At 58.3% G+C, this 13,076-nt stretch carries 11 protein-coding genes; 8 read left to right on the plus strand and 3 right to left on the minus strand.

Annotated elements, in window-relative coordinates; genetic code table 11:
• Positions 1-5: 5 nt before the first annotated feature.
• The 4 genes from AC07VG_RS22660 to bfr all read left to right on the plus strand — a co-directional run bounded on the left by AC07VG_RS22660 (position 6) and on the right by bfr (position 3,697).
• Entirely contained in the window at positions 6-1,007 is a 1,002-nt protein-coding gene (locus tag AC07VG_RS22660; protein ID WP_003176403.1) for a DNA-directed RNA polymerase subunit alpha, read from the plus strand.
• Positions 1,008-1,049: 42 nt separating this feature from the next.
• Positions 1,050-1,436 (plus strand): 50S ribosomal protein L17, encoded by a 387-nt coding sequence (rplQ, locus tag AC07VG_RS22665; protein WP_100944360.1) that lies wholly within the window; start codon positions 1,050-1,052, stop codon positions 1,434-1,436.
• A gap of 191 nt (positions 1,437-1,627) precedes the next feature.
• Complete coding sequence (locus tag AC07VG_RS22670; RefSeq protein ID WP_495003080.1) at positions 1,628-3,076, plus strand: catalase; 1,449 nt, start codon at positions 1,628-1,630, stop codon at positions 3,074-3,076.
• Between the two features lie 156 nt (positions 3,077-3,232).
• Positions 3,233-3,697 carry a bacterioferritin gene (gene bfr, locus AC07VG_RS22675; RefSeq protein ID WP_495003081.1) on the plus strand — a complete coding sequence of 155 codons (465 nt, stop codon included), beginning with the start codon at positions 3,233-3,235 and terminating at the stop codon, positions 3,695-3,697.
• Between the two features lie 180 nt (positions 3,698-3,877).
• On the opposite strand, the gene uvrA is transcribed toward bfr, so the two are convergent.
• Positions 3,878-6,712, minus strand: coding sequence for an excinuclease ABC subunit UvrA (uvrA, locus tag AC07VG_RS22680; RefSeq protein WP_495021895.1), 2,835 nt, complete (start codon positions 6,710-6,712; stop codon positions 3,878-3,880).
• Between the two features lie 177 nt (positions 6,713-6,889).
• On the opposite strand from uvrA, the gene AC07VG_RS22685 reads away from it, so the two are divergent.
• The 4 genes from AC07VG_RS22685 (at position 6,890) to AC07VG_RS22700 (ending at position 11,122) form a co-directional block, all read left to right on the plus strand.
• Positions 6,890-8,287 carry an MFS transporter gene (locus tag AC07VG_RS22685; protein ID WP_495003083.1) on the plus strand — a complete coding sequence of 466 codons (1,398 nt, stop codon included), beginning with the start codon at positions 6,890-6,892 and terminating at the stop codon, positions 8,285-8,287.
• Positions 8,288-8,296: 9 nt separating this feature from the next.
• Positions 8,297-8,824: a single-stranded DNA-binding protein gene (locus tag AC07VG_RS22690; RefSeq protein ID WP_495003084.1), complete on the plus strand. Its 528-nt coding sequence runs from the start codon at positions 8,297-8,299 to the stop codon at positions 8,822-8,824.
• A 280-nt stretch (positions 8,825-9,104) separates the two neighbouring features.
• Positions 9,105-10,232, plus strand: coding sequence for a type IV toxin-antitoxin system AbiEi family antitoxin (locus AC07VG_RS22695; protein WP_495003085.1), 1,128 nt, complete (start codon positions 9,105-9,107; stop codon positions 10,230-10,232).
• A complete protein-coding gene (locus AC07VG_RS22700; protein WP_495021896.1) occupies positions 10,217-11,122 on the plus strand; it encodes a hypothetical protein in 906 nt (301 codons plus the stop codon). Before AC07VG_RS22695 ends, AC07VG_RS22700 begins: the two co-directional genes overlap by 16 nt.
• Positions 11,123-11,312: 190 nt before the next feature.
• Here AC07VG_RS22700 and AC07VG_RS22705 read toward each other — a convergent pair whose 3' ends face one another.
• Complete coding sequence (locus AC07VG_RS22705) at positions 11,313-11,819, minus strand: P-loop nucleotide/nucleoside kinase family protein (protein ID WP_495021897.1); 507 nt, start codon at positions 11,817-11,819, stop codon at positions 11,313-11,315.
• Between the two features lie 187 nt (positions 11,820-12,006).
• The gene (locus AC07VG_RS22710; RefSeq protein ID WP_495021898.1) at positions 12,007-12,924 is read right to left on the minus strand and encodes a LysR substrate-binding domain-containing protein; all 918 of its coding nucleotides are present in this window, start codon (positions 12,922-12,924) and stop codon (positions 12,007-12,009) included.
• Between the last annotated feature and the right edge of the window lie 152 nt (positions 12,925-13,076).

Below are 13,076 nucleotides of genomic sequence, written 5' to 3' on the forward strand. Positions count from 1 at the left end.
CATCCATGCAGATTTCGGTAAATGAGTTCCTGACACCCCGTCACATTGACGTGCAGGTTGTCAGTCCAACCCGCGCTAAAATCACCCTCGAGCCTCTCGAGCGTGGTTTTGGCCATACCCTGGGCAACGCGCTGCGCCGCATCCTGTTGTCCTCAATGCCAGGCTGTGCAGTAGTCGAGGCCGAGATTGACGGTGTGCTCCACGAGTACAGCGCCATCGAAGGTGTACAGGAAGACGTCATTGAAATCCTGTTGAACCTTAAAGGTTTGGCTATCAAGCTGCACGGCCGTGACGAAGTTACGCTGACCTTGTCGAAGAAGGGTTCGGGGGTGGTTACCGCTGCCGATATTCAGCTGGATCATGATGTCGAGATCGTTAACCCCGATCACGTAATCGCCAACCTGGCGTCTAACGGCGCCTTGAACATGAAGCTCACCGTAGCTCGTGGTCGTGGTTATGAACCAGCAGACTCGCGTCAGAGCGATGAAGACGAAAGCCGCAGCATTGGTCGCTTGCAGCTCGACTCTTCGTTCAGCCCGGTTCGCCGTATCGCTTACGTGGTGGAAAACGCCCGTGTCGAGCAGCGCACCAACCTGGACAAGCTGGTTATTGATCTGGAAACCAACGGTACTCTGGATCCTGAAGAGGCTATCCGCCGTGCTGCAACCATCCTGCAACAGCAGTTGGCTGCGTTCGTCGACCTCAAAGGTGACAGTGAGCCAGTGGTAATCGAGCAGGAAGACGAGATCGATCCGATCCTGCTTCGCCCGGTTGACGATCTGGAACTGACTGTACGTTCGGCTAACTGCCTTAAGGCGGAAAACATCTACTACATCGGCGACCTGATTCAGCGTACCGAAGTAGAGCTGTTGAAGACTCCGAACCTGGGCAAGAAATCCTTGACTGAAATCAAGGACGTTCTGGCCTCCCGCGGTCTGTCCCTCGGCATGCGCCTCGACAACTGGCCGCCTGCAAGTCTTAAGAAGGACGACAAGGCGACTGCCTGATCGTCGTAATCACCGAACGTTGTGTTTGGTAAGGAATGAACCATGCGTCATCGTAAAAGTGGTCGTCACCTGAGCCGCACCAGCTCGCACCGCAAGGCCATGTTTCAAAACATGGCAGTGTCGCTGTTCGAGCACGAGCTGATCAAAACGACTCTGCCAAAAGCCAAAGAACTGCGTCGCGTTGCTGAGCCGCTGATCACTCTGGCCAAAGTAGATAGCCTGGCTAACCGCCGTCTGGCTTTCGACCGTACTCGTTCGAAAGCTATCGTTGGTAAGCTCTTCAACGACCTGGGCAAGCGTTACGCTACCCGTGAGGGTGGCTACCTGCGCATCCTCAAGTGCGGTTTCCGCACTGGCGACAACGCGCCTATGGCGTACGTCGAGTTGGTTGATCGTGCTACTGCCGGCGAAGCTGTATCTGCCGAGTAAGACGTCAGTCTGAAACAAGAAACCGGGCCTAGTGCCCGGTTTTTTGTGTCTGCTATTAAGCAAAGATCATTCGATAGTGTATTTCTATTAAAGGCAATTATTTAATGAATTTGTAGGTGTCATGTTGATGGTCAATACTCCTCCTCAGCCGATTAGCCGGCAGCACCAAGACCGAGAGAGGAAGGATAAGCATGAGCCAGAACAAAACGCTGACCACCGCCAGCGGTGCGCCCGTTGCGGATAACCAGAATTCCCGTTCCGCCGGCCCCCGTGGCCCGCTGCTGCTCGACGACTTTCACCTGATCGAGAAGCTCGCTCACTTCAACCGTGAAAACATCCCTGAGCGCCGTGTCCACGCCAAGGGCTCGGGAGCCTACGGTACGTTCACCGTTTCCAAGGACATTACCCAGTACACCAGCGCCAAGCTGTTCGAGTCCGTGGGCAAGCAGACCCCGACCTTTCTGCGTTTCTCCACCGTCGGTGGCGAGCGCGGTTCGGCTGATACCGAGCGCGATCCACGGGGCTTCGCCCTGAAGTTCTACACCGAGGAAGGTAACTGGGACATTGTCGGCAACAACACACCGGTGTTCTTTATCCGCGATCCGCTGAAATTCCCCGACTTTATCCACACCCAGAAACGCCTGCCGCAAAGCAACCTGAAAAGCGCGCAGATGATGTGGGACTTCTGGTCGCACTCGCCTGAGGCGCTGCACCAGGTCACCATCCTGTTCTCTGACCGTGGGATCCCGGACGGCTACCGTCACATGCACGGCTTCGGCAGCCACACCTACAGCCTGATCAACGCCAAGGGCGAGCGTCACTGGGTGAAATGGCACTACAAGACCAAGCAGGGGATCAAGAACCTGGCACCGGCCGAGGCGGCCCGCCTGGCGGGTACCGATCCTGACTACGCCCAGCGCGATCTGTTCGGCGCCATCGAGCGCGGCGACTTCCCGAAATGGAGCGTGTGCATCCAGATCATGACCGAGGCCCAGGCCGCGGCGCATTACGAGAACCCTTTCGACGTGACCAAGACCTGGTCGCAGAAAGAGTTCCCGCTGATCGAAGTCGGCGAACTGGAGCTCAACCGCAATCCGCTGAACTACTTCGCTGAAGTCGAGCAGGCGGCGTTCGCTCCGAGCAACATGGTGCCGGGTGTCGGCCTGTCGCCGGACCGCATGCTGCAAGGCCGGGTCTTCGCCTATGCCGATGCCCACCGCTACCGTGTCGGCACCAATCACCAGCAACTGCCGGTGAATGCTCCACGCAGCCCGGTCAACAGCTACCAGCGTGACGGCTCCATGGCCTTTGGCAGCAACGGTGGCGCTGCGCCGAACTACGAGCCGAACAGCTACGTCGAAGCGCCCAAACAGGCTCCTCGCTACGCTGAGCCAGCCTTGGCCCTCAGTGGTGCGGCGGATCGTTACGATCACCGCGAAGATACCGACTACTACAGTCACGCCGGTGCGTTGTTCCGCCTGATGAGCGCCGAGCAGAAAGCGCTGCTGATCAGCAATATTGCCGGTGCGATGGCGGGTGTTTCCGACGATGTGGTCGAGCGTCAGTTGCAGCATTTCTTCAAGGCCGATCAGGCTTACGGTGAAGGCATTGCCAAGGCTTTGGGCGTAGTGCTGAACTAAGTCTAAACGAGAAGCAGAACCGCCCTCACTTGGGGCGGTTTTTGCGTTTTTTAGGCTGCTTTTCTCGGAAATTCTTCACATTATTTGCGCTTTTGCAGTGACCTTGCGGTCAGCTTGGTTCAAAATACAGCCTTTCAAGCAGGGAGATGTAGGGTTATGCAAGGTAACCAGGTCGTAGTCGATTACCTCAACACGTTGCTGACCGGGGAACTGGCGGCTCGTGATCAGTATTTCATCCATTCGCGGATGTACGAGGACTGGGGCTTCAGCAAGCTCTACGAGCGCATCAATCACGAGATGGAAGAAGAGGCACAACACGCCGATGCACTGATGCGACGGATCCTGATGCTGGAAGGCACGCCACGCATGCGTCCGGACGACCTGGATATCGGTACCACGGTGCCGGACATGTTCGCCGCCGACCTGCGCCTGGAATACAAAGTGCGTGCCGCGCTGTGCAAGGGCATCGAACTCTGTGAACTGCACAAGGATTACGTCACCCGCGAGATCCTGCGCCAACAGTTGGCCGATACCGAGGAAGATCACACCTACTGGCTGGAGAAGCAGTTGGGGTTGATCAAGTCCATCGGTTTGCAGAATTACCTGCAATCGCAGTTTTGAGAATGGCCGCTGCTGCGCAGCGGATCGCCAGCGAGCCGGCTCCTACGGTTCGGCGTTCACCGCAGAGGTATCGCCGTATCTGACCCTTGTAGGAGCTGGCTTGCCGGCGATAGCGATTTCAGCCTCAATAAAAAAGCCCCTGTCATCGCTCAATGACAGGGGCTTTTTCATTTCATGCGGTTACGCCCGATCGCGCAGCAACAGCGGCTTCAGGTAATGCCCGGTATGGGACTGCGACATCTCCGCAACCTGCTCCGGCGTACCGACCGCAATGATCTGTCCGCCCTTGGAACCACCTTCCGGCCCGAGATCCACCAACCAGTCGGCGGTCTTGATCACATCCAGGTTGTGCTCGATCACCACCACGGTGTTGCCGTGGTCACGCAGGCGATGCAGCACGTCCAGCAACTGCTGGATATCCGCGAAGTGCAGGCCGGTGGTTGGCTCGTCGAGGATATACAGGGTCTTGCCGGTGTCGCGCTTGGACAGCTCGCGGGACAGCTTGACCCGCTGCGCCTCGCCACCGGACAAGGTGGTCGCCGATTGCCCCAGCTTGATATACGACAGGCCCACATCCATCAGCGTCTGCAGCTTGCGCGCCAGCGCCGGAACCGCATCGAAGAACTCTCGCGCCTCTTCGATGGTCATCTCCAGCACCTCGTGGATGCTCTTGCCCTTGTACTTGATCTCCAGGGTTTCGCGGTTGTAACGCTTGCTCTTGCACACATCGCACGGCACATAGATGTCCGGCAGGAAGTGCATCTCCACCTTGATCAGGCCATCGCCCTGGCAGGCTTCGCAGCGCCCGCCCTTGACGTTGAACGAGAAGCGCCCCGGACCGTAACCCCGTGAACGGGATTCCGGCACGCCAGCGAACAGCTCGCGGATCGGCGTGAACAAGCCGGTGTAGGTCGCCGGATTCGAACGCGGGGTACGACCGATGGGGCTCTGGTCGATATCCACGACCTTGTCCAGGTGCTGCAGGCCGTTGATGCTGTCGTGGGCCGCGGCTTCCAGTGTGGTCGCGCCATTGAGCGCGGTGGCACTGAGGGGGAACAGGGTGTTGTTGATCAGTGTCGACTTGCCGGAACCGGACACGCCCGTCACGCAGGTCAGCAGGCCCAGCGGGATCTCCAGGTCGACGTTGCGCAAGTTGTTGCCACGCGCGCCCTTGAGATTCAGCACCTGCTTCTTGTTGCGCGGTGTGCGTTTGCCCGGTACTTCAATCTTCACCCGGCCGGACAAGTACTTGCCGGTCAACGAGTCTGGATGAGCCATGACCTCGGCCGGCGTTCCTTCGGCGACGATATGGCCGCCATGCACGCCCGCACCCGGGCCGATGTCGACCACATAATCCGCCAGGCGAATTGCGTCTTCATCGTGCTCGACCACGATCACAGTGTTGCCGATGTCACGCAGGTGCTTCAGGGTGCCGAGCAGACGGTCGTTGTCCCGCTGGTGCAAACCGATGGACGGCTCATCGAGGATGTACAACACCCCCACCAGGCCGGCACCGATCTGGCTAGCCAGGCGAATGCGCTGCGCCTCGCCGCCGGACAGGGTGTCGGCACTGCGGTCGAGGGACAGATAATCCAGGCCGACGTTGACCAGGAACTGCAGGCGCTCGCGGATTTCCTTGAGAATCTTGTCGGCGATTTCCCCACGGCGTCCGGTCAGCTTGAGCACGCCGAAGTATTCGCAGGCATCGCCGATCGGCAGGTTGGTCACCGCCGGCAGGGTCTTCTCGCCCACCCACACGTGCCGCGCCTCGCGACGCAGGCGGGTGCCGCGGCAATCCGGGCAGGGTTGGGTGCTGAGGAACTTGGCCAGCTCTTCACGCACGGTAGCCGATTCGGTTTCGCGGTAACGACGCTCCAGGTTCGGCACGATGCCTTCGAACGGGTGGGAGCGCTTGACGATATCGCCGCGGTCGTTGAGGTACTTGAAGTCGACGTTCTGGCTGCCGCTGCCTTGCAGAAGAAGTTTCTGCTGGTCCGCCGGCAACGTGTTGAACGGCACTTCCAGGCTGAAGCCGTAGTGGGCCGCCAGCGACCCGAGCATCTGGAAGTAATAGACGTTGCGCCGGTCCCAGCCGCGGATCGCGCCCTCGGCCAGGGTCAGCTCGCCATTGACCAGGCGCTTGGTGTCGAAGAACTGCTTCACCCCCAGGCCGTCACAGGTCGGGCAGGCGCCGGCCGGGTTGTTGAAGGAGAACAGCTTGGGTTCCAGCTCGCTGATGGCATGGCCGCAGATCGGGCAGGCGAACCGCGCGGAGAAGATCATCTCCTCGCCGGGTTCGTCGTCCATCGGCGCCACCAGGGCGATGCCGTCCGCCAGCTTCAGCGCGGTCTCGAAGGACTCGGCCAGGCGTTGTTGCAGATCGCCACGGACCTTGAAGCGGTCGACCACCACATCGATGGAGTGCTTCTTCTGCTTGTCGAGCTTGGGCACTTCGTCCAGTTCGCAAAGCCGGCCGTTGACCCGCGCGCGGACAAAGCCCTGCGCCCGCAGCTCTTCGAACACCGACAGATGCTCACCCTTGCGCTCGCGAATCACCGGCGCCAGCAACATCAGCTTGGCGCCTTCGGGCTGGGCCAGCACCAGGTCGACCATCTGGCTGACGGTCTGGGCCTCCAGCGGGATATCGTGGTCCGGGCAGCGCGGGGTGCCTACACGGGCATACAACAGGCGCAAGTAGTCGTAGATTTCGGTGATGGTACCGACCGTCGAGCGCGGGTTATGCGACGTCGACTTCTGTTCGATGGAGATCGCCGGCGACAGGCCTTCGATGGTGTCGACGTCGGGTTTTTCCATCATCGAGAGGAATTGCCGGGCATAGGCCGACAGCGATTCCACGTAGCGGCGTTGCCCTTCGGCATACAAGGTATCGAAGGCCAGTGACGACTTGCCGGACCCGGACAAGCCGGTGATCACGATCAGCTTGTCCCTGGGCAGGGTCAGGTCGATGTTCTTCAGGTTGTGGGTTCGAGCCCCACGAATCAGGATCTTGTCCAAGATGGCCTCGCACGGCGGGCGGTAAACGCAAGAGTATAAGGCTAAATACTGGATGGATGCACACTATCGGACGACAGTATTTCAGTCTTGCATGACAGCTCGCGACAAAGCGTCGCCATGTATCCCCTCTATCGATGGGACTGGTAGAATCGCCGCCGGTTCACACGAGGTTTTTCCATGCACGATCCCCACAGCGAACGCATGAGTGGTAGCGAGACCCGCGCGGCAAGCGGTCTGGCCCTGGTGTTCGCTTTCCGTATGCTTGGCATGTTCATGGTGTTGCCGGTTCTGGCTACTTACGGGATGGATCTCGCGGGGGCGACACCGGCCCTGATCGGCCTGGCGATCGGCGCCTACGGCCTGACCCAGGCGGTGTTCCAGATTCCCTTCGGGATCATTTCCGACCGCATCGGCCGCCGCCCGGTGATCTACCTGGGGCTGGTGGTCTTCGCCCTGGGCAGCTTGCTGGCGGCCAACGCCGACTCGATCTGGGGCGTGATCGCCGGCCGGGTCCTGCAGGGCGCCGGGGCGATTTCCGCGGCGGTGATGGCGTTGCTCTCGGACCTGACCCGCGAACAGCACCGGACCAAGGCCATGGCGATGATCGGCATGACCATCGGTCTGTCGTTCGCCGTGGCGATGGTGGTCGGCCCCTTGCTGACCCGCGCCTTCGGTCTGTCAGGCCTGTTCCTGGCCACCGGCGGCATGGCGTTGCTGGGCATCCTGATCATCGCCTTCATGGTGCCGCGCTCCACCGGTCCGCTGCAGCACCGTGAGTCCGGCGTGGCCCGCCAGGCGTTGTTGCCGACCCTCAAGCATCCCGACCTGCTGCGTCTGGACCTGGGGATTTTTGTGCTGCACGCGATGTTGATGTCCAGCTTCGTCGCCTTGCCTCTGGCCTTGGTGACGAAGGCCGGGCTGCCGAAGGAGCAGCACTGGTGGGTGTACCTGACTGCGCTGCTGATTTCCTTCTTCGCCATGATTCCGTTCATCATCTATGGCGAGAAAAAACGCAAAATGAAACGAGTTTTACTCGGTGCCGTGACGACCCTGATGCTCACTGAGCTATTCTTCTGGGAGTTCGGCGACAGTTTGCGGGCCCTGGTGGTAGGGACGGTGGTGTTCTTCACCGCGTTCAATCTGCTGGAAGCCTCCTTGCCGTCGTTGATCAGCAAGGTTTCACCGGCGGGCGGCAAGGGCACGGCGATGGGGGTGTATTCCACCAGCCAGTTCCTCGGTTCCGCGCTCGGCGGGATCATGGGCGGCTGGATGTTCCAGCATGGCGGTTTGTCGGCGGTTTTCCTTGGATGCGCCGGTCTGGCTGCCCTCTGGCTGGCCTTTGCTGTTACCATGCGCGAACCACCCTATGTGACGAGCCTGCGCGTGCCGTTATCGCCTGAAGCGATCCGCGAAGCAGGTCTGGTCGAGCGCCTTAAGGCACTCGTAGGGGTAACCGATGCAGTAGTGGTGGCCGAAGAGGCTGCCATTTACATCAAATTGGACACCGAATTGTTGGATCGCACGACCCTTGAGCGCCTGGTCAATGAGCCAGCGCCCCAAGCGTGCGAAGCCTAGGAGAACGTTATGGCCCGTGGGGTTAACAAAGTCATATTGGTCGGCACGTGCGGCCAGGATCCTGAAGTTCGCTACCTGCCCAATGGCAACGCCGTGACCAACCTGAGTCTGGCGACCAGCGAACAATGGACCGACAAGCAGACCGGTCAGAAGGTCGAGAAGACCGAGTGGCACCGTGTGTCGATGTTCGGCAAGGTGGCCGAGATTGCCGGCGAGTACCTGCGTAAAGGTTCGCAGGTCTACATCGAAGGCAAGCTGCAGACCCGCGAGTGGGAAAAAGACGGCATCAAGCGCTACACCACTGAAATCGTCGTCGACATGCAGGGCACCATGCAGTTGCTGGGCGGCCGTCCACAACAGGGCGACCAACAAGGCGGCGGCTACGACCAGTCCGCGCCACGGCAGCAGGCTCCTCGCCCACAACAGGCTTCGCGTCCACAGCAGTCGGCCCCGCAGCAATCACGTCCGGCTCCACAGCAGGCCGCACCGCAGCCGGCTCCGGATTTCGACAGCTTTGATGACGATATTCCGTTCTAGGGTATAGCTTAGACCTAAAGTGTAAAATTTTTCCCTGAAAGCCCCAAGAATCAAGCGCTTGGGGCTTTTTCTTTGCCCCGATAAATGTAAGATTTTGAGCCGTGAGTATCCCTCGCTGGCGAGTTTCACGCCAGCGGCGTGCTACAGATGCAAGCTGGCGAATCCAAAGTTTAGCCTAAGGGGGGTTGTTAGCTGCACAGCTAATGATACGATTATGGCTAACGTTTAGCTGATCTGGCTTTTTTGCTGCGCAGCTAATGATGCTTTGGAGGCTAAGGTTATGGACCATTACCCACATCGCTCGGGATTCGAATTCGAAAGGCGGATGCTGGATGCGCTGGTGGAGGCTCTCACTGAGGCGTTCGGCGCCGAAGCCTCGGTGCAAGACGCTTCACACGAGTTCGCTTCATCTGCGTCTGATTCTGAGCTTGATGGCGTGGTCGTGATCAAGAGTCAGAGTAAAACCCTATTGATATTCGTAGAAGTCAAAAGGGAGGTCTACCCAAGAGACTTAAGGAACGCTGTTTACCAGCTCAATAGGTGTATGCGCGACCGCCATCCTCGTCATGAAGCTATTGGATTGCTCGCGGCAGGCGTACTGAGCCCCGGAGCTAAGCAGGAGCTTAAGGAGCAGAATATCGCCTCATTCGAACTGGGAGGAAGTCTTTACCTTAGGCACGATGGCTGGTTCATCAATATCGAAAAGCCTTCTCACCGCTCCAAAAAAAACACCCAAGGCATTGATCTTTTTACTGACGCTCGTGAAAGCGTTATCCACGCGCTTTTGATGAATAGTAATGGGTGGCTTACAGGTACAGAGCTGGCCGAGCAAGCTGAGACCTCTGCGTACACCTGTTCCCTGGTCCTGCAAGAGCTGACGTTGCGTGAGTGGGTGGAGTCTGCTGGTGGAGGACCGAGCAAGCGCAGAATGCTAGTTCGACCTGAAAAGCTTTTGGACGCCTGGTCTGAGCAGTGGCAGGAGCGCAAAGAAAAGAAGTCGAAATGGTACACCTTTGTCGAAAATCCCAAGCACCTGCTGGCTCACTTGGCGGATCGAATAGATCGTCAGAGAGTGGATTTTCCGTGGGCATTCACAGGAACCGCTGCTGCTAATGTCTTTGCCCCATTGCTGACCAGCACTGAGGGGGCAGAAATTATTGTGCCCAAAGGCTACACAGATAGGATGGCTGACGCCCTTGGCCTTAAGCCTGTCGGCAAAGGGGCGAACGTCACGCTTATCGAGCGCGAACCTGCGAGCTTGCTTTACCGGAATAGACACCCAGACCACCCTGCATTTTTCGCAAGCCCATACATCCTGTACTTAGACCTGCTGGATGGCCGTGGTCGAAATAGAGAACTAGCTGATCACCTCAAGCATCATTTGGACTCTTCATGGCAACGGAATTAAAACCACGTACTGCGGCTGGTTACAATCCGGACGTTACCTCGGCGTGCGAGAGGACTTTGCTCACGCTGCTAAGCGCTTTCGGGAATCTCAAAGACACCCTGCGATTGGTTGGTGGGCTTGTTCCTCGCTATCTCACTCCGGCGGCCCCGCCAGATATTCCGATGCACGCGGGTACGTCGGACGTAGATATCGTGTTGAACCTGGAGGTACTTGCTGTTGGCAATGAGTACGCGAGCCTTGCTGAGCAATTAAATGCGCGTGGGTTCACCCGCTGGGTCGAAGATGGAAGGGCCGCGTCTTGGCGCTGGCGCCGCAAGGTCGATGAGCATATCGAGGTAGTCGTAGAGCTTCTTCGGGATGCAGGTGATCAGGCACCTGGCAGGTCAATCAGCGTTGATGGGGAGAGGGTATCGGCGCTCACGATCAAACACGCCAGGATCGTCCACGACTGGTATCAGGAGAGGCAGATTGGTGCCCAGCTTCTGGATGGTGATGGCCTGTCGGTCGATATCGTGCGGTATGCGGATGTTCCCGCATTTGTGATTCTGAAGGCACTTGCGTTGGACCAGCGCCAAGAAAGGAAAGATGCTGCCGACATCATTCATGTGGTCAGGTACTCAGGCTCGGTAAAGGAAGTCGCAGCCCTATTTGTTGAGCGCATACGTTCCGAACAGCACCCGGAGGCGGTGAAGGAGGGACTAGCGGCGTTAGCGAGACGTTTTGGGGATGATGAGCATGGAGACGGCTTTGAAAAGGTGGGGGCTGTTGCCTACGCACGTTTCTACGGCGACGACGACGAGGATGAGCGCGTTGGTAGGCAGCGTTTTGCAGCAGGCTTGATCCAAGGCTTGCTGGCGGAGATCGAAGTCCAGTTAATCGAGGCCTCGTAAGGTTACTCGGTTCGGTAGCATGGGGCCTTCTACGCGGCTCCATGCTTCACCGATATCTGCAAGCTAGGTGTTCGGTCCCGGAATGTGACTGGCGGGGGTATTTAAGTCGAAAAGTTTCAATCGGTATAGAGGATTGTTCAGGGTAAGCGTCTGCTGATCACCCCTGGCTACGTTGAGCTTTTAGCTCGTGCTACTCCTTGGCTAAAAATTGTTTGGCGATCATTGCCACTGCCTCCGCCGGAGACGTCAGGGCTGTGTCTATATCAAACGGGGCGTTATCCCACGGCTCATATTCATGATCCAATACAGACTGCCAGGTGGGCGGCGTCAGCCCAGGAATATCAATCTTCCTGGCTTCTACCCGTCGCTGATGTTCATGTTTATCAGAGCAAACCACCTGGATATTCACTAATGGAACACCCGCGTGTATGGCGATTTCGTTCCACGCTTTACGGCTTTCGATTACTGGGTTAACGCAGTCGACTATGACAGTACTGCCAAAACGAAGATTGCTCAGCGCAAGCTCATTGGCGACCATGTAACCGCTTCGCCCCACGTCTTGTGCCAGAGCACCGGAATTTCGGATAGCCTGCTCAATCGTATCGATCCGCAGATACACGGCACTTGTTCTGGTGGCAAGGCCACTTGCGATAGTCGTTTTTCCGGTACCAGGAAGGCCGCTGAAGACAATGAGCATTCTATGTCCTTCGGTTAGTGGGTGAACCCAGTTTAGGTGCCCGCTGAGACCGTGAAACATATTCAGCCAAGCCCATGATGAAAATCTTAATTTTTGGTTCGATCCCGCAGTTTTTCTTTAGCCGGCCAATAAAATCTTAAGATTTGCAGAAAACCTTAACTTTTTCTTAAGTCGCCGACGCGATCTTCTACTCACTCACCTCCCGCGAAGCCTTCCCCAGGGTTTCCCACAATTCCCGCATGGTCGGGTTCTGGTTCGTCAGTGAACAATAAGCGCGAATCTCCAGGCCGGTATTCCATTCATTACCACCGGCCTTCACCAGTTGCCCGCTACCCACGGCCGGCGCGGCCGCGCTCTGCGGTAGCCAGGCCACACCGTAGCCTTCGATGGCCATCTGCATCAGCAGCATGGTCATGTCGGCCTCGTAGCAATGGGTCAGTTCGCAAGGCGTGGCCGCGTTCTTGAGGATCAGGTCGGCCACTCGTCCGAGAAAGGTCGTGGCGGTGTAGGCCAGGTAGGGGACGGGTTTTCCAGCCTTTCCGGGCAGTCGATACAGCGGCTTGCCGCTACGGTCCGGCGCACAGAAAGGCAAAAAGGCGTCCCGACCCAGGGGCAGGCTGGCGAACTTGTCGGCGTCGATCAGGATCGGCGCCTGGGGGTGGTGGTAAACGATCATCAGGTCGCAATTGCCTTCTGCCAGGGCAATCACCGCGTCGTGGATATTTGCCGCGACCACCCGCACGTTGAACGGCTCGTGATGCTTTTGAAATTGCGCCAGCCATTTGGGCAGAAAGGTGATCGACAGGCTGTGGCCCGCCGTGATCTGAATCGAACGCCCAGGCATTTTTTCGTCCTGGCGCAGGGTTGAGCGTAATTCCAGCAGGGCCGCCAGTGCCTCGCGGCCCTGTTCGCAAAACAGTTGGCCGGCCTGGGTCAATTGCACCGGGTAGGTGCCGCGGTCGACCAGTTGCGCGCCGACCCAGTCTTCCAGCGAGCGAATCCGTCGCGATAGCGCCGATTGGGTGACGCAGCGCACCTCGGCGGCCCGGGAAAAATTCTTGTATTGCTCGATCGCCAGCAGATCGTCCAGCCACTTGATTTGCATGCTGCCCACCTCGGTCGCGGTGAGCAGAAGTCTACGTCAGCAATTGGCGGGCTTCGTCGGCTTTTTCTTAACTATTCCAAAAGCGCATCGGGCGATGGCTATTACTCATCATCTGCCGATCCGGCTCACCCTAGAATCGACCCATGGACACG

It is taken from the genome of Pseudomonas sp. GW821-FHT03C07 (assembly GCF_059420925.1).

Coding starts and splice junctions, on each gene's coding strand:
- AC07VG_RS22660 (WP_003176403.1), top strand. CDS start 6: ATGCAGATTTCGGTAAATGAGTTCCTGACACCCCGTCACATTGACGTG.
- rplQ (WP_100944360.1), top strand. CDS start 1,050: ATGCGTCATCGTAAAAGTGGTCGTCACCTGAGCCGCACCAGCTCGCAC.
- AC07VG_RS22670 (WP_495003080.1), top strand. CDS start 1,628: ATGAGCCAGAACAAAACGCTGACCACCGCCAGCGGTGCGCCCGTTGCG.
- bfr (WP_495003081.1), top strand. CDS start 3,233: ATGCAAGGTAACCAGGTCGTAGTCGATTACCTCAACACGTTGCTGACC.
- AC07VG_RS22685 (WP_495003083.1), top strand. CDS start 6,890: ATGCACGATCCCCACAGCGAACGCATGAGTGGTAGCGAGACCCGCGCG.
- AC07VG_RS22690 (WP_495003084.1), top strand. CDS start 8,297: ATGGCCCGTGGGGTTAACAAAGTCATATTGGTCGGCACGTGCGGCCAG.
- AC07VG_RS22695 (WP_495003085.1), top strand. CDS start 9,105: ATGGACCATTACCCACATCGCTCGGGATTCGAATTCGAAAGGCGGATG.
- AC07VG_RS22700 (WP_495021896.1), top strand. CDS start 10,217: ATGGCAACGGAATTAAAACCACGTACTGCGGCTGGTTACAATCCGGAC.
- AC07VG_RS22705 (WP_495021897.1), bottom strand. CDS start 11,819: ATGCTCATTGTCTTCAGCGGCCTTCCTGGTACCGGAAAAACGACTATC.
- AC07VG_RS22710 (WP_495021898.1), bottom strand. CDS start 12,924: ATGCAAATCAAGTGGCTGGACGATCTGCTGGCGATCGAGCAATACAAG.